We start from the raw sequence: 22374 nt of genomic DNA, 5'->3' as shown, positions 1-22374 counted from the left end.
ACACGTAGTATGCTTTAGCTTTAACATCATGTTTTGCATCTTCGCAGCAATGTTCCGCTTTTGCTTTTAATTCATCAACATCATGTTTTGCAGAATGACAGCAATCATCAGCTTTTGTTTTTAACTCCTCAGCTTTAACTTTAACATCATGTTTTGCATTTTCGCAGCAATCTTCAGCTTTTGTTTTTAACTCATCTGCTTTAACTTTAACATCATGCTTTGCATTTTCAAATTCTGATTTTGCTATAGACGCTCCATCTTGCCCTAATTGTTTTGCATCATTGTAAAGTTCATCTGCTTTTGCTTTAAACTCCTCTTTTTTGTTTGATAAATTTTCTTTCATAATCTACTTTTTTAAAAATTCGTATAAGGGAATAATTATTAATATAAATTTAATCAAAAAACATTTAAAAAACTACATTAAAAACAAATTAAAACTTAAAAATATTAACTAATCAAATTATTTTAATAATTACAATACGATAAACTACTTGAAACACATTATTTGCATTAAAAAGAATAAAGGTATTGTTCCAGATTTAGTTGCAATGTATCAGTATTCATATAATAATAACTCCATAGTGTCTCCATTAAAACTACTAATTTAATGGAGGTAGCATGGATTCATAATGGACTCACTATGGACTCAATGCAAATAATTCCCCTACAAATCACTATTATTTTTCCAATTTACATTTTCAACACTTTCTTTATAACATTAAAAAGACTTATGAAGTCAGTTAATATCTCATATGTTTTTTGAATGCTTTACCCAAAATACTGTATATAAGAAAAGTCTACATCATTTCACAATAAACTATTATTTATCACATATATTTTACAACAAAACAAGTATTAAAATTTTATTTTAACAATAAAAAACAATTTAAAATCTTTTTTTTACAATAATTATGAATAAATATTTTTTTCATTAACAAACAAAATCTTTTTTTTATACCTTTACCTTCTAAAAAATTGAATTAAAATGAAGAAGTTAATTTTAGTAATTACATTTTTATTATCCTTAAACATTTTTGGACAAATAGGAATCAATGTTTCATTGCCCACAGAAGAATTAGATGTTAATGGTACAATAAAATTAAGAAAGATAGAAAGTATTTCTAAAAATGAAGAAAATCAGTTACTTGTGTTAAATGATTCTGGGGTCATAAAAACAATGAGTGAAGCTAATGAAAACCCGTACACATTTAATCGAATTGAGTTTAAAATTGCAGAAGTTAGTGGTGATTGGTTAAGTGATTTTGATACTAAAATACCAGTTGAAGATTACGTTGTTATAATAACAGGATTTAATTTTACCATGCCAGGTGCTACAGCTACAGGATTAAAACCATTATATGCAGATAGATTTCAACCTGCAAAAATATATGCCTTCCCTAGTAATGGAACTTGGAGATTATATGCAGACTATGTAGAATCCAAGCCAAAAGATTCAAGAAATGGAACCTGGGAAATCCAAACCATAGCTATTAATACTAAAATCATACAAACTTTACCTGATGTTGAAATTGATTTAAATGGCGGAAGAAAAGGAACACTTAATGCAAAACCTAAAGGATTATAACAATGAAAAAATTACTACTTTTTATACTAATTTTATTTTCTATAAAGTCATTGGCACAAGTTGGAATTGGCGTTTCTCTTCCCTTAGAAATGTTAGATATTGATGGCAACTTAAAGCTTCGAAACATTAATACTTTACAAAGTAATGAAAAATACCACACACTAGTTGTAGATGAAACAGGAGTCATTAAAAAAATTAAAGAAAACAGTGATAATAGTTATTCATTTAATAATGTAAAATTCATAATAAAAAACGTTGAACAAGATTATCTACAAGAATTAAATACTTTAATTCCTACAAAAGATTACATTGTTATTATAACTGGATTTCAATTTGATATAGTAAATAAAGCTGGTTTAATTTCAAGTATCGATCGCACAAAATACTTTCATCCAACTAATATTAGTGCGAAAGAAGTAAGTGGTACTTGGAGATTATCTGCAGACTACCCTATGTCAGGAACAGCTGGTTCTACAAATGGAACTTGGACAATTAACACTGTAATTATAAATAGACATTTAGTACAATCATTAAATGTAATTACTACAAATTTAAATGGAAAAAATACAGGTGAATTAAAAGAAAAACCAAAAGGATTATAATCCTTCATTAAAATTAAATGATCAATAGAATCATATTGACTAAATAATCAATATAAAAATGAAAAAATCACTACTTTTTATACTAATTTTATTTTCTATAAAATCATTCGCACAAATAGGAGGTAATATTAACACGCCAACAGAACTACTGGATATAAATGGTACAGCGAAATTGCGTAATGTTCCTGAAATAGGAAATAATGACAAAAAATATTTTACTCTAGTAGCTGACAAGCAAGGAGTATTAAAAAAAGTTACAGCATCAAAGGATAATAGTTATGCCTTTACAACAATCACCTTTAGAATAGAAAATGTTGATAAAGACTGGATTTCTAACTTTGATACTAAAATACCAGTTGATGACTATGTAGTAATTATTACTGGTTTTAATTTTATAGTAAGTTCTACTACAGCTTTAGAATCCCATATAGAAGGAACGTTTCAACCCACAAATATTTACCTTTTTGCGCAAATAAAAAACAGTATCAACACATGGCGTATAAGTGCTGATTACCCTTCAGCAGCCACACAAGATGGTACAAATGGTACTTGGGAAATAACAACATTAGTCATAAGCAAAACTTTAATAAAAGATTTTGGCAACATTAGCGTTAATCTCAACGGAAGTAGTACAGGAAGTCTAAATAGTAAGCCTCAAGGATTATAGTTTTATTAAAAACAAAAATCTATTTTTTCTATTTACAAATCAATATAATAAACGACAGAAGGTATTTTTTTAAATTTTAAATAATTAAGCTCTAACGCTATTTGTAAAAACAAAGCTATATCTGCCGACAAGAGAGTCTTTTCAATCTGAGATCCAAAATTTACTCTCTTTTATGTTTTTTAAACCTTTAGAATAATGCTAATTCTGTTTTACATTTTTATAAGAAGAGTCCCTAAAAGCTTAGCTTTTAGGGACTCTTCTTATATTTAATAAACAACGATTACTTCTTATTATTTGGATAAATTTCTAATGCTTTAGAAGTTTTTTCTCTTACATCAGAAACTAATTCTGGATGTTCATTTAATTTTAAACCAAATGAGGGAATCATTTCTTTTAATTTACGTTGCCATTCTTCAGATTTAAATTCATCTTTAAAACATTGCGACAACAATTTTAGCATAATAGGAGTTGCTGTTGATGCACCTGGAGAAGCCCCAAGTAACGCAGCTATTGATCCATCTGCAGAATTAACTACTTCAGTACCAAACTGTAATATTCCTCTACCTTTTGGATCTTTCTTAATTACTTGTACTCGTTGTCCAGCTTTCTCTAATGTCCAATCTTCCTCTTTTGCCTCCGGAAAATACTCTTTTAAAGCTGCATAGCGCGATTTCTTTGACTGTAATACTTGACCTATTAAATACTTAGTCAAATCAATATTTCTAAGACCTGCACCAAGCATTGGACCAATATTATTACACTCTAAAGACTTAATTAAATCCCAGTAAGAACCTGTTTTCAAAAACTTAGTAGAAAAACCAGCATAAGGACCAAATAGCAATGAATGTTTACCATCTATAAAACGAGTGTCTAAGTGAGGTACAGACATAGGAGGAGCACCAACAGATGCTTTACCATATACCTTTGCCATATGTTTGTTAACAACCTCTGGGTTTCTACAAACAAGCCACTCTCCACCGACAGGGAAACCACCGTATCCCTTACTTTCAGGGATATCAGCTTTTTGCAATAACAAAATAGCTCCACCACCAGCTCCTACAAATACGAAATCAGTAGTAATAATACGTTTTTTTCCTGTTTTTAGATCTACTGACTCAACATCCCATTTTGAGTTATTTTTTGTAATATCTTTCACTTCTGTGTGAAAAGAAATATTAACTCCATCTGTTTTTTGTAAATAATCAAAAAGCTCTCTTGTCAATGCACCAAAGTTAACATCTGTTCCAAGTGGCATATAAGTAGCTGCATATACATCATTTAAATCACGACCTTCCATAATTAGTGGAGCCCATTCTTTAATCTTTTCTGGATCATCAGAAAACTGCATTCCCTGGAATAAAGGATACTTCTGTAGTTCTTCGTATCGCTTTCTTAAAAAATTTACATTATCTTTTCCCCAAACAAAACTCATATGAGGAACAGTATGGATAAAATTATCAGGGTTTTTAAGTATATGTTTCCCTAATAAATAAGACCAAAATTGGCGAGACACTTCAAATTGCTCTACAATATTGATAGCTTTGGTTGCATCTATTGTACCATCAGCTTTTTCTGGCGTATAATTTAATTCACAAAACGCAGAGTGTCCTGTTCCTGCATTATTCATTGCATCGGAACTTTCGGCAGCTGCACTGTCGAGACGCTCAATAACCTCTATTTTCAAGTTAGGTTTCAGCTCTTTCAATAGGATACCGAGTGTAGCACTCATAATTCCCGCTCCTACCAAAACAACATCAGCCTCTGATTTTTGTATATTTGACATTATATCGGATTTATTTAATCTACAAAATTAATTCATATTTGAATGAAAAACAGTAAACTTTTCTTAAAAGTTACTAAAAACAAATATTTTCTACTTATTCATATAGTCTTGAAGGATAATCGTTGCAGCTATTTCATCTATAAGCGCTTTATTTTGTCTTTGCTTCTTTTTAAGACCACTATCTATCATAGTTTGAAAAGCCATTTTTGAAGTAAAGCGTTCATCCATACGCTCCACAGGTATTAAAGGAAATAACGTTTTAAACTTCACTATAAACGCTTCAATTAATGGGGTTACTTCAGAGGGTTCATCATTCATTCGCTTTGGTTCACCAATGATAACACGTTCAACATTTTCCTTACTAAAGTAATCCTTCAAAAAAGGTAATAGTTTTTCAGTTTCAACAGTTGTAAGCCCGGAAGCAATTATCTGCAATTCATCTGTAATTGCGATACCCGTTCTTTTTTTTCCAAAATCTATTGCTAGTAACCTTGCCATTAATTTGTTTTATTAATATTTAAATGTTCCGTACTCTGAAGTAATTGTAAGTTCTTTCAAGTCAGAAGCCTCTACCTTACCTACAATTTGAGCTTTCACATTAAACGATTCAGAGATAGCTATAATATCTTGTGCTACTTCTGGAGACACATATAATTCCATTCTATGACCACAGTTAAATACTTGATACATTTCTCTCCAATCAGTTTTAGATTGTTCTTGTATAAGCTTAAACAATGGCGGTACTGGAAATAAATTATCTTTAATGATGTGTAATTGATCTATGAAATGTAATATTTTGGTTTGAGCACCTCCACTACAATGAATCATTCCATGGATTTGATTTGCATTGTATTTACTTAAAATAGCTTTAATAATTGGTGCATAAGTTCTTGTAGGAGAAAGTACTAATTTACCTGCATCAATAGGAGAATTCTCCACTTTATCAGTTAATTGTACTTTACCAGAATATACAAGTTCTTCTGGTACTGATGAATCATAACTCTCAGGGTATTTACTTGCTAAAGAATGGTCAAAAACATCATGTCTAGCAGAAGTAAGACCATTACTTCCCATCCCTCCATTATATCCTTTCTCATAAGTAGCTTGTCCGAACGACTCTAAACCAACAATAACATCCCCTGCTTTAATATTTGCATTATCAATTACATCACTTCTCTTCATACGAGCAGTTACGGTCGAATCGACAATAATTGTACGAACTAAATCTCCTACATCTGCTGTTTCTCCACCAGTTGAATGTATTGTTACACCAAAGGCTTTTAATTCATTGATAAGTTCTTCTGTTCCATTAATAATTGCAGAAATAACTTCGCCTGGTACTAAATTTTTATTACGTCCAATAGTGCTTGATAATAAAATATTATCAGTAGCTCCTACACATAATAAATCATCAATATTCATAATTAAAGCATCTTGTGCAATCCCTTTCCATACTGATATATCGCCAGTTTCTTTCCAGTACATATAAGCCAATGAAGATTTAGTACCTGCTCCATCAGCGTGCATGATTAAGCAATATTGTTCATCTCCAGTTAAATGATCGGGAATTATTTTACAAAAAGCCTTAGGAAATAAACCTTTATCAATATTTTTAATAGCGTTGTGTACATCTTCTTTCTCGGCAGAAACACCTCGTAGTGCGTATCTATTGTTCGTATTCATATTTAGTGTGTTGTTTGCGCAAATTTAACGCTAATGTTTTTCTAAAACAACGTTATTTTAGAGGAAAAAGAAGATTATTAAACTTCAAACATATTTTCTTAAAAATGAAGTTTTAATATATATATCGAGCAAAAAATAATCATTTATAACAGTAATGACTATTACCATTTAGCAAATAATATAAAAAAAACAAGCATTGCTATTTGCAATGCTCATTTTTTATAATTTGTTAAAAGTACCTATATTGTTTGTAATACTTCAATTAGAATATCAATATCTTCTTGTGTATTTTCATGGCTAAATGAAAGTCTTAAACTTGGTTTTTTAAGTTCTTCCTCTGTTAAGAATTGAGACAATACATGAGAAGGCTTTTGACTTCCTGATTGACATGCACTTCCTCTTGATACTGCTATACCTTTCATATCTAATTGAAATAGCATCATAGCTGCTTTCTGTTCTGATATAGGTAATAGCACATTTAATATATTATAGAATCCTATGTTATTTCCATTGAAATGAACTTCAGGATACACCTCTAAAAGACGCTTTTTACAATACTCTTTAAGACTTGAAATATGCGCTTTTTCTTCTTCTAATAAATCATAAGCCATTTCTAAAGCTTTAGCCATACCTACTACTTGATGTACTCCTTCTGTACCTGCACGCATTCCCTTTTCTTGCTCTCCACCAAAAATAACGGGTCTTAATACATTTTTTTTACGAATAAAAGCAAATCCAATACCTTTAGGTCCATGGAATTTATGGGCACTTGCTACAATAAAATCAATTGGCAATTCTGATAAATCAATTCTAGTTTTACCTATTGACTGTACAGTATCACAATGGAATAAAGTATCGTGTTCTGCACATAAAGTAGCTACTCTTTTTAAATCTAATTCTGTTCCCACCTCATTATTGACATGCATTAAGCTGACAAGCGTCAATTTTCCTTCTTCCTTTAATAGACTTTCTAACTGAGCATAATCTATTTCACTTGTTGGTTTTATATCTAAAAATACTACTTCGATGCCGTATTCTTCTCTCAGTTGTTTTACTGTATTTAATACTGCGTGATGCTCTAATTTTGTTGTAATAATTCTCTTCACTCCCAAATCGCGTACTGCAGAGCGCAATATCCAGTTGTTAGCCTCAGTTCCACATGAAGTAAAAATAATCTCTGAAGAGCTAGCATTAAACTGTTTGGCGATTACCTTTCTCGCATTTTCAATTAACGCTTTAGCATGCCTTCCAACGGCGTAAGTAGATGAAGGATTTCCATAATCATTTGTCAAAACTTTTACCATTTCTTCAACTACTTCTGGTCGAACAGAAGTTGTAGCGGCATTATCAAGATATACGTATTTCATTTTTTGTTGGTTTATTTTCTAATTCTTTCAAATTGAAAGTACTCAATTATTATGTCTTTTTATTTATTGTTGCACAAATGTAATAAATATCAAAATAAAATAAAGATTCAACACCAAAGAATTACCTATTGATTTAATGATGATAACTATAACAACAATATGTTAAAGTAATTTAATTTAAAGCAGACATTTATTGGCTGTTTCTTTTTTTAACCTCAGGTTTTATACAAAATAGCTACCTAAACTATCACCTATTATATAAAACGATATTTTTAATCTTTTTAATTTAACACTAAAAAAGTAACTTTTAAGAATTAAATATCATGCTCTCCTTCTTATCAAGCTCATTAATAAGACTATATTTTAAAATATTCTATTTTTAAAAACCTTAATAATTTCTAGAGCTATCAAGCTATTTTTGTTATTATACATTACATAAAATTGCCTATTATTTTAAAAATATATCAAGAGAAACAAACTCAAAATAATTAAGTTTAATTGTTTTGTTTGAATAAAGTTCTTTTAATTAATCTATTTGATCAATAGCTATATTTTGCTTTTTCAATACTTTCTTAGCCATAAAACCAAACAATAATAGGTAAACAAAACACAATGCACTTACTATATAAGAGTGGTGAATACCTATTATATCGGCTACTTTACCTTGGATAGGTGGTATGATACCTCCTCCTAAAATCATCATAATTAAAAATGATGATCCCTGTGCGGTGTATTTTCCCAATCCCATTATAGCAATATTAAAAATAGCAGGCCAAAGCACACTACAAGCAAGACCTCCCGCTAAAAAAGCATAAATAGCAATCATCCCTGAACTAGTTAACCCTACTATCATAGCTACTAATCCAAATGCACTAAATACCATCATCGTACGAGCTGATTTATTATTGCTATAGAAAGAAAAAGCTATTTGAATCAAAACGCAAATTCCGTAATAATAAAGGTGATCAATGGCATTACCTGCTAATTGGTTAGCAATAAGCACAATGGCAAAAGCTAGCAATGGCACAATAATAAGTGCTAATGTTCTTTTTAGTTTGCTTAGTTTAAATACGCTCACTGCACCGGCCCAACGCCCAATCATTAAACTCCCCCAATACATCGAAATATAAGGTGCTATTTCTGAAGACTGCAAAGCTCCAAACTCTTGCAACTTCAGCAATTCTCCTAAATTACTTCCTATTCCAACCTCAACACCTACGTATGAAAAGATAGCGAACATACCTAAAAGTAATTGAGGATATTGCATGGCTCCCCATCCTTCTTTATTTTTTCTACTATTAAAATAGGCATAAGCTATACAACCACTTATTACAAGGAGCGCTCCTGCAAGTAAAGCAATACGCTTATTTTCTAATGGTTCTTTTTTACTTATAATTTGAGCATCTATTTCTTGTATTGTTTGTTCTAATACCAGTGTTTGACCACTTTGTTGACTCATTTGCAATTCAATTGCCGCACGCTCAGTTTGTAGCTGTTCTATTTCTTTACTATCTTGACTATTATATGTACCAAAAACAGGAATGAAAATTAGTACTAATAAAACAGTCATTGTCAAGAGCATCTTAATGGACTTGCCTGCTGGTTCAATTTCTTCTTTTGTAATTCCAGCAGGTACTTTCTTAGAGAAGAAAAACATTGCTGCAGCTAGTACAAACAATCCACCAATAGCAGCATATAAAAACACCATTTTATCTAAACTAAGATGCTGTATTTGATCATCAGTTAGAGCTTTAGTAGTACCAAATAAAGCAAATGCCATCAATAATGGCCCTATTGTAGTACCTAGAGAATTAACTGCTCCACCTAAACTTACCCGGCTAGTACCTGTTTTGGGATCTCCTAATGAAATTACTAAGGGATTAGCAGCAATTTGTTGCAATGAAAAACCTAATGCAACAATAAACAGTCCTATCAAAAGTGCCATATACACACTAACCTCTACTGCCCATATCATAGCCATAGCACCAATTGCTGAAAAAAGCAAACCATAAACGATAGAACATTTAAATCCCCAACTAGTTACTAGGTCACGTCGTTTATATGAGCTCACCAAAAACAATCCTAAGGCTCCCAAATAATAAGCTGTATAAAAAGAAAAGTCAATCAATTGTGATTGAAATTGATCCAAATGAAAAAAGGCTTTACAAAAAGGTATAAAAATACTATTACCAGCGGCAAAGAATCCCCAAAAGAAAAATACAGTAACTAATGTATATAATGCAGGATAATTTGTTTTTACAGTAGAATGGCTCATATAAATAAATTAGATTCTCAAAGATAAATATAATCTATCACGTTCTTAAAAGCAGCATATTTTTTTATATAGTTACTTTACAATTATTTAAAAAGAGAGGAATCAAGAGGGAAATTGAAAAAGAATTACTTACAATTATAAACCTATCTCTTAATTTGAATTTAAAAATATGGTTTTATACAAAGAATAAACTATTTTTGCCTTTATAGAATAATGATTCACAGAATGAAAAAGGTTAATACCCTACTTAGCATTATAGCAGCTACAATACTTACATCTTGTAATGATGGAGATATAGTCTATAAAGATATTGATTTTGATAAAGTTACCAACGTTAGTAGATGTTCTAATCCAGGAGCAGAAAAAATCTTTCACAAAATACAAAAAGATGAAGCACTTATCTTAGTTATAGATGCTGACAATTTAATGCGTGATGAATCTGTTCCTACTGTTTCTGCTGAAATTGATGGAACTAATACTTCTTTAGAATACAGAAAGTATAATGACCCTGTAAGTGCTGCTTCTATATGTGATGCGCCAGCACCTGCTTTCCCGACAGTGATACAAAGTATCCCAGCCTCAGCGGGTGGAACTATTATCATCAATAGAAATATTGCAATGAAAAATAATAACGAGGAGACAAATAGTACTGTGTCTCTTACCTATCAGTATGCTTTCTATATGAGAAACATCAGTTTTAAAGATGGTGATACTAATATTAAATACGACAATATGTTATTTGGTACAAATAACTATGATAGTCGTATCTTAACTTTTAAATTTACCAATAATGATGGTTCATTGAAAGAACTAAATCAATGTAATGAACAGTTCATTACCTTATCTGATAAAGAAGCTTTGCTTGTTAATTTAAAACTAGAAGATTTCCCTACAGATGCAACCTCTACTGCTAAACTAATTAATTTAACTGCTGAACGTCAAGCTACTTTTAGACAATATAAAAGAACGGGTATTAATATTAGACAAGTTTGTGATAATAACGGAGATATTCCTGGTACATCAGAAGGTAACATTAATAACTTAGTAGAACTTTGGACTTCACAAGATGGAACAATAAGCATTACTTCTCGTTGGACAAACCCAGTAGAGGGTGAACCAAAATTAGTACATACAGTTAATCTTGAAAATACAGTATTTACAAAGGATCAATACAAAAATCAATACTTTACTAAAACTAAAATTATCTTAGGAGAGTTTACTATCCAATAATAAAGTGATACCGTATAAATATACAAAGAGCGCTGGTCAGAATTGACTAGCGCTCTTTGTATATAGCTTTTATTGTATCTAATTCAAACATCTCTTTCAACTGTTTGCTTTTTAAAAAGTCTGGAAGTAATCGAAATGACATATTCCTCAGCACGACTAACACAGGATTAGTAAACTGCGCCATTTGACCTAATAGCCAACTATTTCTAACAATTCCCTTTACTCTTTTAAATCGAATGTAAGGAAACTTCTCCAATGCCTCTTCTAGAGAATAATGCTTTAATAGTTGACTAATGACATACACATCTTCAATAGCTTGACAAGCCCCCTGCCCCAAATTTGGAGTAGTAGCGTGAGCGGCATCTCCAATTAGACACACCTTATCTTTATACCATATATAATTAGTAGGTTTTAAATCAAATATTTTATCAATATGAATAGATTCTCTTGGTGTTTGCGTAATCATTTGTTTTACAATAGGAGCACTATCATCTAAATGACTAAATAAGTCATTATTTTTAAGGTACATATTCTCATTAACCAAGAAATACCAATATACTTGTTTATCATCTAATTTAACAAAGCCTAATCTTTTGCCTTTGCCCCAACCTTCAATTGCTAAATGTTCATATGCTTTTGATAGCGTAAAATCTAGCACACCACGCCAACATATTTGATGCGCATCTCGCAATGGCACTGGGCCAAAAACTTCTTTTCGAACAACAGAACGAATACCATCAGCACCTATGACGCATTGGTGTATAGCTTTGCTTCCATCTTCAAATAATAGTTCATAGTTACCTTTTTTATCTCTATTAAGTTCTTTAAGCCGTTTATCAAGTAAGACATCTCCTTGCTCTAATTCACCTAACAAAACATTATGAAGTTCACTTCTGTGAATGGCTACATTAACCAACCTATATTTTTCTTCATAAGGACGTAAATCTGTTGTATTTAAAACCTCTAAGTTCATATTTGTAAGTGCTACTTTAGAGATACGCACCCCTTTAAGAGTAATCTTATCAGCAATACCTAAATAGTGATACACCTGCATTGCATTGTTAGCAATAGCTATACCAGCTCCTACTGGCTTAATTTTTTTACTAGCTTCATAGACTACAAACGGTATATTAGCTCGTTTTAAGGCAATAGCCATTGTCAGACCTCCAATTCCACCTCCTACTATAGCTACTTTTATATCTGTCACTTTTTTTAGATTTTAACTATTACTCTCCTTAATCGTAAAGCTACTTTAAATTTATGTGTTATATAACTCTTCATTTAATATTTAACAAAGCTCCAAAAAAAAACAGTAGCCGATTATTAACTACTGTTTTTCATATATCTTTTCTATTAATACCCTACTGCTTTGTCATCACCTCTAGGATCAGCTCCTGCTTGATAACTACCATTTGGATTGACTAATATTCCTTCTACTTTACCGTAGACTTCGCGCTGTTTTAAATGATAGCCTTTTGCTTCCAATGCTTTTCTTACTTTAAATTCTATAGCTTTAGGCTCATAATCTATTTGATCAGGTAGCCATTGATGATGAAAACGTGGTGCCGCTACAGCCTGCTGCATTGTCATTCCAAACTCTACCACATTTAAAATTGCCTGGAATACAGAGGTAATAATCGTTGATCCACCTGGTGTGCCTATAACCATATATAAGTCACCATTTTTCTCTAAAATAGTAGGAGTCATTGAGCTCAACATTCTTTTACCTGGTGCAATGGCATTAGCCTCTCCCCCAACTAGTTCATACATATTGGGAACTCCTGGCTTTACTGAGAAATCATCCATTTGATTGTTTAATAAGAAACCTGCTCCTCCAACTACAACTTTAGATCCATAAGCTCCATTTAAAGTTGTTGTTGCAGAGATAGCATTACCCCATCTATCTACTACACAATAATGCGTTGTTTCAGTACTTTCGTGTCCCTTTAAATCGCCAGCTTGAATAGCAGTACTCAATGTAGCCTTGTCAAAAGACATCGATTCCATTCTGCCAACATTATATGACTTATCTAATAATTGCTCTTGAGGTACCTCATAAAAATCGGGATCTCCCAAATGAGCAGCGCGATCTGCATATACGCGACGCTCAGCCTCAACCATTACCTGTATAGCTTTCTCTGACTGAAAACCCCATTTCTTTAATGGATATTTCTCTATAGATTGAAACAGTGCAATTAAAGCTAATCCTCCACTACTTGGAGGAGGCATAGAAATAACTTTTAATCCTTTGTATTCACCAGAAACAGGAGTACGCCATACCGCTTCATAGTTTGTTAAATCCTCAGCAGTAATCATTCCATTTCCTCTTCTCATTTCTGCCAAAAGTAATTCAGCTGTCTTTCCCTCATAGAATCCTTTGCGTTTTTCTTTTTGAATACGAAGCAAGGTCTCTGCTAAATCTTTCTGCACTAATAAATCTCCTTCACTCCACTGTGATTTCTCTATAAAGACATTTTCTTTGGTATTATATTTCACAAACTTGTCATGAAAAGTATTCAAATCTTTTGCCAACTTAGCTGTAATAGCAAAGCCATTAGCAGCTAAGTCTATTGAAGGTTGTATTACCTCTTCCCAAGAAAGCACACCATACTTCTCATGCACTTTCACCATTCCATCTACCGTACCAGGAACTCCTGCTGACAGGGCTCCATAAGTACTTAACTCTGCAATAGGGGTACCATCAGCACCCCAATACATATTTTCTCTTGCTTGACTCGGTGCTTTCTCTCGATAATCTAAAGCTGTGGTATTTCCTTTATGATCTCTATAAATCATAAAACCTCCACCACCAACATTTCCAGCCCAAGGAAAAACAACTGATAACGCAAATTCTACAGCAACTGCTGCATCTACTGCATTACCACCTTTTTTTAATATATCTACTCCCACCTCACTTGCTAAAGGATGTGCAGAGACTACTACTCCATTTTTATACGTTTCTGGTTGTTGAGCCCATACCTGCAAAACGCTAGCGCAAAGTATAAAAGCGGAAAGAATTATTTTTTTCATTAAATCTTACTTTTGTATATCGCAATATTAATAAAATAGTTCTTTTAATCACTTTTATATTGATAAAAAGTTACTTTATAAGGAAATAATATAACTTTTCATTTAGAAGCTTCTCTCTTTAGTTCTCTTCTTTATCTGTTTCTATTTGTTGAATATCTTTTTGCAAAACAAATTCACTTCTGTAAATCTTAATTAACCAAAAGAATAAAGAAAATAGTATAGGACCAAATATTATACCTATAAAACCAAATAGATTAACTCCTACGATAACTCCAAAAATAGTTATCAGAGGATGAACATCTGCCATTTTCTTTTGCAATAAAAACCGTACTAAATTATCAGAAAGCCCAACAAGTATAAGACTATATAAAAACAGACCGACCGCAGCACCAGTTTGTCCTTGTGCTATAAGCATTACCACTAATGGAAGATAAATTAAGGCTGCTCCCACAACAGGCACCATAGCAGCAAAAACAGTTAAAACAAAATATACAAAAGCGTCTTCTACACCAAAAATTAAATACCCAATATATGCCACAATAGCCTGACAAAAAGCAGTCAAAGGGACCCCTATAGTATTGGATATAACTAGGCGTTTCATATCAACTTGAATACTTTCAATATTATTCTTGCTTATTGGTAGATACTTATTAAACCACTGTTCCAATGCTTTATATTGCGACAGCATAAAATAAAGTAATAGATACGCAACTCCTATTTCGATTAACGCATTAACCGAAGTATTTACAATTGACTGTAAAGCTTTACTGCCTAGCTCGGTCGCCTTTTCTAAGTTATTCTGGTTAAAAAGATCAAAATTATATCTTGCCTGTACTGTATTGACAGCTTTATCAATCCCTGCTTTTATAGCATCCTTATCGTCTAGCATTACTAAAACCTTTTTAGTTAAGGTTTGTACTAGAATATATAAAGGACCTAAAATAACAATAGCACTTCCCAATATCAAGAGTAATATTGCACCTAATTTTCGACATTTTAAATGCTCTGTTAGCCAAACATAGGGCTTAATTAGTATTACAAACAAACATACTGCACCTAGAAGCCCAGGTAAAAAAACAACGAGATTTTGTACTAATACAAAAAATACAAAAACAATAACAAACAAAAAAGCTACCTGTATTACAATACTATTCGGCAGTAAGGATTTTAATTGATTATTCATAGCAATCGAGTTTCAAAACAATTAACATTTTTGAAGTAAAAATACTTTTTTATAAGATAAAAAATCAATTTTTTTTATAAAACTTTATAATAATCACAGATATCATATAGCACTAGCATTTTTTGTAAAGTAATTCCTTTTTATAAGATTAAAATATTATTTTCGCTGAGTTAAAACGTTAATTAACATAAATATAATTAACAATAAAAACAAAATATAGTATATATTAAAAATTATTAACACTTATTAAGCTTGCAAAACAATTAATTAACAAAAACTTAACTATAGACAAAGTAGCTAGTATGACGGATTTTATAAAACAAACCATAATGGCATTTACAGCTATTGTATCACTGTTTCCCGCAATCTTTCACTTTATAACTAAAAATGAAAAATATAGCAAAGATCAAATCAAAAATGTCGAGAATCCTAAACGAGATCGTGAAGAATTTGAAGATGACTTAGGTAGAAAATATTTTAAACAAGTCATTGCTCCATTATCAAGAGAAGTTGATTTTTATAATAGAACTGGTATCGCTATTAGTGATGAAGACATACCGAAAATGAGACTTCTAGCAAAAAAATTACAACTCAAGAATCCTAAATTATTAGCTATAGTATCAAACCGCATTTCCTTTGATCAAAAAGGTATGCATTTTAATTTTCCTCCATCAGAAAGATGGCAATTATATATCAGTTATTCCATAGTAGTTTTACTTTATTCCTTTACTGGTTATATAATCTACAAAATCAATAAATTACCGCTAGATACAATTAGTGTGACACAGATTGTATTATTAGCAGTAGGATTGATACTGCCTATTTTAGTAATTATTTTTATATTTTATACCACTAGAGATCAAGAAGCTGCAAGAAAATTCCGAAATCTCTTAGAAAAAGCAGGCTTAACAGACCAAGATTATTTAGAAATAAATAGTGCTAAATTAAAAAATAAGAGTAAAAAAGGAAAACAAAAACAAGCTATAAATTCTATTTGTCAAAACTAAAGATAAGAAAAACTTAATTGCGTTGCAATTGAGTTTTTTTATTGTATTATTCTGGTTTTATTCTTCATTTTGGGAGAGATATATTATTTTCAAATTGGCTATTTAAAGATTTCTACTCCATAAAAAATATCAAATGAGTAATACTTTTTTAGAACAGTAGATAAAATATATTATTACAAATTCCTTTACAAACAAAAAAAGCCTTAACAGAGTCAAGGCTTTATCCCCCGAGATAGTCGAGGTCTAGATGTTTTCACAACGGAATAATCCTTATTGTGAATTGCTTTCATTATTGTAGTTCAAATATACAAATTTTATTACACAAAACTTAAAAATTAAAATATTTTATTGTAATATTATATACAAAACAACGTAATTACTAATAATATACTGACAAAAAATTACAATAATGAAAAGAATATTAGGTTTAGACTTAGGGACTACTTCAATAGGATGGGCTTATGTACATGAAGCTGAAAATGTAAATGAAACATCATCTATCCAAAAAGTAGGAGTTCGTGTTAATCCATTAACAACAGAAGAGCAAACAAATTTCGAGAAAGGAAAACCAATTACAACTAATGCTAGTCGAACCCTTGCTCGTTCAGCAAGACGTAACCTACAACGCTATAAACTTAGACGTGACAATTTAATCCAAATATTAAAAGAGAATAATTGGATAAATAATACTACTTCGCTAACAGAAACTGGAAATCATTCGACTTTTGAAACATACGAATTACGCAATAAAGCAGCATCTGAAAAATTAACCTTAGATCAATTATCTAGAGTTTTGCTAATGCTTAATAAAAAACGTGGCTACAAAAGCAGCCGCAAAGTAAACAGTAAAGAAGAAGGACAGTTAATCGATGGAATGGAAGTAGCAAAAAAACTATATCATGAACAATTAACACCAGGGCAATTATCTCTACAATTAATGAATCAAGGAGTTAAGAAACTCCCTGATTATTATCGTTCTGATTTAAATCAAGAACTTGAATCAATCTGGAACTTTCAGCAACAGTTCTATCCAAATATCTTAACAGATAAATTTAAAGAAGAAATAAATGGAAAAGGATTAACCTCTACTTCCTCTGCGTTTTGGAATATCTATAATTTTAATACCGCTGAAAATAAAGGAAGTAGAGATGAAAAGAAAAAGCAAGCTTTACAATGGCGTTCTGAAGCTTTATCTAAACAACTTAGCAAAGAAATTGTAGCTTATATAATTGCAGATTTAAACGGACAAATATATAATTCCTCTGGCTACTTAGGCGCAATTAGCGACCGTAGTAAAGAACTATACTTTAATAACTTAACCGTAGGACAATACTTATTTAAACAACTTAAAAGCAATCCGCATACTAGTTTAAAAAATCAGGTTTTTTATAGACAGGATTATCTTAATGAATTTGAAAAAATATGGGAAACTCAGTCTAAATTTTATCCTAAAGAATTAACTGCTGCACTTAAGAGAGAAATTAGAGATGTTATCATATTTTATCAACGTAAACTAAAATCCCAAAAAGGTTTAATTAGCTTTTGCGAATTTGAACAAAAGCAAAAAACAATTAATGGTAAAACAAAAACAATAGGTCACAGAGTAATTCCGAAATCATCTCCTTTATTTCAAGAGTTTAAAATTTGGCAACAATTACACAATGTAGTTTTAAGAAACAAAAAGACAAATGAAATTGTTTCACTAGCCGATGAGCAGAAAGTACATTTATTTGAAGAACTAAACTTAAAGGGCAAATTAAAAAGTAATCAAGTACTTAAACTTATAGAAAATAAACCTAAAGATTGGGAGTTAAACTATACTGAATTAGAAGGAAACAATACCAATAAAGCATTATACAATGCTTATTTAGATATTCTGGATATTGAAGGATATGACGTCCGTAATGAATTAAAAGTAAAACTCAACAAAGATGATATTGAGCTGAGTGATCTAGATGTAAATGCTTCTGAAATTAAAGAAATGATATTCTCTGTTTTCAAGCATTTAGGTATTAATACAGAAATCTTAGAATTTGATGCTACATTAGAGGATAAAGTTTTTGAAAAACAGGCTTCTTATCAGCTATGGCATTTATTGTATTCTTATGAAGAAGATAACTCTCCAACTGGACTTGATAGATTGTATAACTTATTACACAAGAAATTTGGTTTCAAACTTAATCATGCAAAGCTAATTGGAAATGTTTTATTCCAAGACGATTATGGAAGCCTATCATCAAAAGCTATTAAAAACATATTTCCTTATATCACAGAGAACAATTATTATACTGCTTGCGAATTAGCAGGGTATAAACATTCTAAACACTCTCTTACAAAAGAAGAAAACGAAACAAGAGAATTAAAAAATCGCCTTACAATCTTACCGAAAAATAGTTTAAGAAATCCTGTTGTCGAAAAGATAATAAACCAAATGATTAATGTGGTGAACACATTAATTGATGAAGAAAATAATATATTAATAGCCCAAGGTAAAGAACCGAATTTTCAATTTGATGAAATCCGTATTGAATTGGCTCGCGAACTTAAAAAAAATGCAAAAGAGCGTGAAGAACTAACCAAATCAATCAATAAAAGCAAAACTGACCATGAGAAAATAATAAAAATATTACAGAAAGAGGACGGAATTAAAAACCCTACTCGTAATGATATAGTAAGATTCAAATTATATAGCGAACTTAAAAACAATGGATACAAAGATTTATATACTAATGAGTATATTGAAAGAAAAGACATCTTTACTAAAGAATATGATATAGAACATATTATACCTCAATCAAAATTATTTGACGATAGCTTCTCAAATAAAACATTAGTACGTCGCAATGTAAATCTTAAAAAAGGTAATCAAACGGCTTATGACTTTATTCTTTGTGAGTATGGTCAAGAAAAAGCTAATGAATTTGAGACTCGAATTACCAACCTTTATAACTTAGGTAAAGATGAAGGCATTTCTAAAAGCAAGTTTAAAAAGCTTTTAATGCAAGAAAGTGAAATCGGCAACGGATTTATAGAAAGAGATTTACGAGAAACACAATATATTGCTAAAAAAGCAAAATCACTTTTACTAGAAATCACTCGTAATGTTATCTCTACTTCTGGTAGTATCACAGATCGATTAAGAGAAGACTGGGGACTTATCAATGTCATGAAGGAACTTAATCTACAAAAATATAGAGATGCAGGTCTTACAGAATTTGTAAAAATGAAAGATGGTAACAAAAAAGAAGTAATTATAGACTGGACAAAACGTAATGATCATAGACACCATGCGATGGACGCCTTGACTATTGCCTTTACAAAACACAATCATATACAATATTTAAATCATCTCAATGCTAGAAAAAATGTTAATAATGAACTACATAACAACATAATAGCAATAGAAAAATTAGAAACAACACTTGTTAGCGATGAACGAGGAAATAAAAAAAGAATATTTAAAGAACCAATTGCTAATTTTAGAACAATTGCTAAGTCACATTTAGAAGCAATTTTAGTTTCTCATAAAGCAAAAAACAAAGTTGTAACTAAAAATATAAATAAAATAAGTGGTAAAAAAATAAGTCAACAAACTTTGACGCCTAGAGGACAATTACACAAGGAAACTATTTATGGTAAAATACGTCAATACGTTTCAAAACAAGAAAAAGTAGGACCAAAATTCACTATTGAAGTTATTGAACAAGTAAGTAATCCTACCTATCGCAACTTACTGCTAAAACGTTTAGAAGAAAACAATAATGATCCTAAAAAAGCATTTGGTGGTAAAAATAGTTTAAATAAAAATCCTATTTACATCAACCTTGAAAAAAATATAAAAGTCCCTGAAGTACTAAAACTAGTTTGGTTAGAAGATAACTATACCATTCGTAAAGAAATATCTCCAGATCTAAAAATAGATAAAGTAATTGATCAAGGTGTAAAACAAATTTTACAAAATCGATTAGCTCAATATAAGGGAGATTCTAAATTAGCATTTTCCAATCTTGATGCGAATCCAATTTGGCTAAATGAAGATAAAGGTATAGCTATAAAAAGAGTGACTATTTCAGGTATTGCAACTGCTCAACCACTTCATAGAAAAAAAGACCACTTAGGTCAACCTATTTTAGATCACAATGGACAAGAAATACCTGTTGATTTCATCAGTACAGGGAATAATCATCATGTAGCCATCTACGAAGATGAAAATGGAAAATTACAAGAAAGTGTTGTTTCACATTTTGAAGCAGTAGAGCGTGTTAACCAAAAATTGCCAATTATCGACAAAACATTTAATCAACATCTTGGATGGAAATTTTTGTTTACAATGAAGCAAAATGAATTATTCCTATTTCCTTCTGATGATTTTAATCCTAATGAAATTGATCTATTTGATAAACAAAACTATACTGTGATAAGTAAACATCTCTTTAGAATACAAAAATTATCCACCAAAGATTATAGTTTTAGACACCATTTAGAAACAAATGTTGAAGAAATCAAAGATTTAAAAACAATCACATGGAGACGTGAAGGTTTAAATGGCATTCAAAATATAATTAAAGTAAGAACAAACCATCTTGGAGAAATAATACATATAGGCGAGTATTAATTAATATATAACTTTATGCTCAAGCGCACTATCTACATTGGCAGTCCCTCCTATTTAAAACTATCACATCGTCAATTAAAGATTGACGATGTTATCTCTGGAGAGACAAAAGGAAGTATACCTATTGAAGATTTGGGATTTTTAGTCTTAGACCATCCACAAATTACAATATCACATCCCGTTATTCAGTTTCTACAACAACACAATGTCGCTATTATTAGTTGTAATGAATCTCACATACCAGTTGGACTAATGTTACCGATTAGTGGTCATATTGAGCATTCTGAACGCTTAAAACATCAGATAAATATTTCAGAGCCCCTACGAAAACAACTTTGGAAACAAACAGTCGAAGCTAAAATCTATCAACAAAAAGAATTACTTGTCAAACAAGGACTTCCAGACAAACCAATGATTAAATACCTCAATGAGGTAAAATCAGGCGATAGTACTAATATGGAAGGTATTGCAGCACAATATTATTGGAATCAACTTTTTGAAGATTTCACTCGTTCAAGACAAGGAGACTCTCCTAATAACTTTCTGAACTTCGGCTATGCAATCCTAAGAAGTATGGTCGCTAGAGCCATTGTATGTAGTGGTCTTCATCCTACACTCGGTATTTTTCATCGAAATAAATACAATGCCTATTGCTTAGCAGATGATTTAATGGAACCATATCGCCCATATGTAGATGAACTGGTAATTGAATGGATTAACAATCCTATTAATCCAGATGAAATAACAAAAGAAGCAAAAGCACATTTGCTAAAAATAGCTACAAAAGACGTTTACATTAATGGTTTAGTAAGGCCATTAATGACTGCTTTAAGCATTACTACAAGTTCTTTGTATAAATGTTTTTTAGGAGAAAGTAGAATAATTCACTATCCTATGTTTCGATGAGTTTCAGTCGTTATAATGCCTACCGAATTATGTGGATATTGGTCTTTTTTGATTTACCAACGGATACAAAGCGACAGCGTAGTGTGGCTTCTAAGTTTCGAAAAAACTTAATAGACAATGGGTTTAATATGTTTCAGTTTTCAATCTATATTAGGCATTGTCCTAGTAGAGAAAACGCTGATGTACATATCAAACGAGTAAAAAAACAACTCCCTGCAGAAGGAAAAATCGGAATACTCTGCATTACAGATAAACAATTTGGGCAAATGGAACTCTTCTTTGCTAAAAAAGAGAAAGAATTACCTATCATGCCACAACAGTTAGAACTTTTTTAATAGAAACAAAAAACTGCTATATTCATTAGATTTAATAGCAGTTTTTTTTGTTTTTTTCTAATCTTACAATCACCTATAAGTTATTGTTTTACAAGACTTTTAAAGT

Annotated in this window: 17 protein-coding genes; 8 read left to right on the top strand and 9 right to left on the bottom strand. The window is 31.0% G+C overall.

The genetic code is table 11. The features are described 5' to 3' along the window. Positions 1-343 (bottom strand): hypothetical protein (locus RH98_RS10550; RefSeq protein WP_010254359.1); only part of this gene is annotated, 343 nt, incomplete at its 3' end. Between the two features lie 642 nt (positions 344-985). Between RH98_RS10550 and RH98_RS10545 the strand changes: the two genes are divergently transcribed. The 3 genes from RH98_RS10545 to RH98_RS10535 are packed head-to-tail and all read left to right on the top strand — an operon-like array spanning position 986 to position 2854. Next, positions 986-1585, top strand: coding sequence for a hypothetical protein (locus RH98_RS10545; RefSeq protein ID WP_010254356.1), 600 nt, complete (start codon positions 986-988; stop codon positions 1583-1585). Positions 1586-1587: 2 nt separating this feature from the next. Beyond that, positions 1588-2187, top strand: a complete 600-nt coding sequence (locus tag RH98_RS10540) for a hypothetical protein (RefSeq protein ID WP_010254352.1) — start codon at positions 1588-1590, stop codon at positions 2185-2187. Between the two features lie 58 nt (positions 2188-2245). Then, positions 2246-2854 carry a hypothetical protein gene (locus RH98_RS10535; RefSeq protein WP_010254349.1) on the top strand — a complete coding sequence of 203 codons (609 nt, stop codon included), beginning with the start codon at positions 2246-2248 and terminating at the stop codon, positions 2852-2854. A 280-nt stretch (positions 2855-3134) separates the two neighbouring features. On the opposite strand, the gene RH98_RS10530 is transcribed toward RH98_RS10535, so the two are convergent. The 5 genes from RH98_RS10530 to RH98_RS10510 all read right to left on the bottom strand — a co-directional run bounded on the left by RH98_RS10530 (position 3135) and on the right by RH98_RS10510 (position 9962). Next, complete coding sequence (locus tag RH98_RS10530) at positions 3135-4637, bottom strand: malate:quinone oxidoreductase (RefSeq protein WP_010254347.1); 1503 nt, start codon at positions 4635-4637, stop codon at positions 3135-3137. 90 nt (positions 4638-4727) lie between these two features. Further along, positions 4728-5135, bottom strand: coding sequence for a Holliday junction resolvase RuvX (gene ruvX / locus RH98_RS10525; RefSeq protein ID WP_010254345.1), 408 nt, complete (start codon positions 5133-5135; stop codon positions 4728-4730). Between the two features lie 12 nt (positions 5136-5147). Continuing rightward, on the bottom strand, positions 5148-6320 hold the full coding sequence (locus tag RH98_RS10520; protein ID WP_010254343.1) for an AIR synthase related protein: 1173 nt from the start codon (positions 6318-6320) through the stop codon (positions 5148-5150). A 239-nt stretch (positions 6321-6559) separates the two neighbouring features. After that, entirely contained in the window at positions 6560-7687 is a 1128-nt protein-coding gene (locus RH98_RS10515; protein WP_010254342.1) for a cysteine desulfurase family protein, read from the bottom strand. A gap of 526 nt (positions 7688-8213) precedes the next feature. After that, on the bottom strand, positions 8214-9962 hold the full coding sequence (locus RH98_RS10510) for an MFS transporter (protein WP_010254340.1): 1749 nt from the start codon (positions 9960-9962) through the stop codon (positions 8214-8216). Between the two features lie 225 nt (positions 9963-10187). Between RH98_RS10510 and RH98_RS10505 the strand changes: the two genes are divergently transcribed. Beyond that, positions 10188-11192 carry a hypothetical protein gene (locus RH98_RS10505; protein ID WP_010254337.1) on the top strand — a complete coding sequence of 335 codons (1005 nt, stop codon included), beginning with the start codon at positions 10188-10190 and terminating at the stop codon, positions 11190-11192. Between the two features lie 46 nt (positions 11193-11238). Here RH98_RS10505 and RH98_RS10500 read toward each other — a convergent pair whose 3' ends face one another. From RH98_RS10500 to RH98_RS10490, 3 genes are all read right to left on the bottom strand, one after another. Further along, the gene (locus RH98_RS10500) at positions 11239-12399 is read right to left on the bottom strand and encodes an FAD-dependent monooxygenase (protein ID WP_010254334.1); all 1161 of its coding nucleotides are present in this window, start codon (positions 12397-12399) and stop codon (positions 11239-11241) included. A 146-nt stretch (positions 12400-12545) separates the two neighbouring features. After that, positions 12546-14222, bottom strand: a complete 1677-nt coding sequence (gene ggt, locus RH98_RS10495; protein ID WP_010254331.1) for a gamma-glutamyltransferase — start codon at positions 14220-14222, stop codon at positions 12546-12548. Positions 14223-14340: 118 nt separating this feature from the next. Beyond that, positions 14341-15405 carry an AI-2E family transporter gene (locus RH98_RS10490; protein ID WP_010254328.1) on the bottom strand — a complete coding sequence of 355 codons (1065 nt, stop codon included), beginning with the start codon at positions 15403-15405 and terminating at the stop codon, positions 14341-14343. 329 nt (positions 15406-15734) lie between these two features. Here RH98_RS10490 and RH98_RS10485 point away from each other — a divergent pair, with 329 nt between their 5' ends. The 4 genes from RH98_RS10485 (at position 15735) to cas2 (ending at position 22268) form a co-directional block, all read left to right on the top strand. Then, positions 15735-16412, top strand: a complete 678-nt coding sequence (locus tag RH98_RS10485) for a hypothetical protein (RefSeq protein ID WP_010254324.1) — start codon at positions 15735-15737, stop codon at positions 16410-16412. Between the two features lie 409 nt (positions 16413-16821). Then, positions 16822-21027, top strand: a complete 4206-nt coding sequence (gene cas9 / locus RH98_RS10480; protein ID WP_010254321.1) for a type II CRISPR RNA-guided endonuclease Cas9 — start codon at positions 16822-16824, stop codon at positions 21025-21027. A gap of 15 nt (positions 21028-21042) precedes the next feature. Continuing rightward, complete coding sequence (gene cas1, locus RH98_RS10475) at positions 21043-21933, top strand: type II CRISPR-associated endonuclease Cas1 (protein ID WP_010254316.1); 891 nt, start codon at positions 21043-21045, stop codon at positions 21931-21933. Further along, positions 21930-22268 (top strand): CRISPR-associated endonuclease Cas2, encoded by a 339-nt coding sequence (gene cas2 / locus RH98_RS10470; RefSeq protein WP_026038854.1) that lies wholly within the window; start codon positions 21930-21932, stop codon positions 22266-22268. The genes cas1 and cas2 overlap by 4 nt, the downstream gene beginning before the upstream one ends. Positions 22269-22374: the final 106 nt, after the last annotated feature.

The sequence above is a fragment of the Myroides injenensis M09-0166 genome, from assembly GCF_000246945.1.
In the GTDB taxonomy this organism is placed as follows: Bacteria; Bacteroidota; Bacteroidia; order Flavobacteriales; family Flavobacteriaceae; genus Flavobacterium; species Flavobacterium injenense.
This window is presented reverse-complemented; position numbering and strand designations above follow the sequence as displayed.

What these genes read in the sequence shown, in the direction of transcription:
- cas1 (WP_010254316.1), top strand. Translation starts at nt 21,043, where the DNA reads ATGCTCAAGCGCACTATCTACATTGGCAGTCCCTCCTATTTAAAACTA.
- RH98_RS10485 (WP_010254324.1), top strand. Translation starts at nt 15,735, where the DNA reads ATGGCATTTACAGCTATTGTATCACTGTTTCCCGCAATCTTTCACTTT.
- RH98_RS10540 (WP_010254352.1), top strand. Translation starts at nt 1,588, where the DNA reads ATGAAAAAATTACTACTTTTTATACTAATTTTATTTTCTATAAAGTCA.
- RH98_RS10520 (WP_010254343.1), bottom strand. Translation starts at nt 6,320, where the DNA reads ATGAATACGAACAATAGATACGCACTACGAGGTGTTTCTGCCGAGAAA.
- RH98_RS10505 (WP_010254337.1), top strand. Translation starts at nt 10,188, where the DNA reads ATGAAAAAGGTTAATACCCTACTTAGCATTATAGCAGCTACAATACTT.
- RH98_RS10535 (WP_010254349.1), top strand. Translation starts at nt 2,246, where the DNA reads ATGAAAAAATCACTACTTTTTATACTAATTTTATTTTCTATAAAATCA.
- RH98_RS10530 (WP_010254347.1), bottom strand. Translation starts at nt 4,637, where the DNA reads ATGTCAAATATACAAAAATCAGAGGCTGATGTTGTTTTGGTAGGAGCG.
- cas2 (WP_026038854.1), top strand. Translation starts at nt 21,930, where the DNA reads ATGAGTTTCAGTCGTTATAATGCCTACCGAATTATGTGGATATTGGTC.
- RH98_RS10545 (WP_010254356.1), top strand. Translation starts at nt 986, where the DNA reads ATGAAGAAGTTAATTTTAGTAATTACATTTTTATTATCCTTAAACATT.
- RH98_RS10515 (WP_010254342.1), bottom strand. Translation starts at nt 7,687, where the DNA reads ATGAAATACGTATATCTTGATAATGCCGCTACAACTTCTGTTCGACCA.
- ggt (WP_010254331.1), bottom strand. Translation starts at nt 14,222, where the DNA reads ATGAAAAAAATAATTCTTTCCGCTTTTATACTTTGCGCTAGCGTTTTG.
- ruvX (WP_010254345.1), bottom strand. Translation starts at nt 5,135, where the DNA reads ATGGCAAGGTTACTAGCAATAGATTTTGGAAAAAAAAGAACGGGTATC.
- RH98_RS10510 (WP_010254340.1), bottom strand. Translation starts at nt 9,962, where the DNA reads ATGAGCCATTCTACTGTAAAAACAAATTATCCTGCATTATATACATTA.
- RH98_RS10490 (WP_010254328.1), bottom strand. Translation starts at nt 15,405, where the DNA reads ATGAATAATCAATTAAAATCCTTACTGCCGAATAGTATTGTAATACAG.
- cas9 (WP_010254321.1), top strand. Translation starts at nt 16,822, where the DNA reads ATGAAAAGAATATTAGGTTTAGACTTAGGGACTACTTCAATAGGATGG.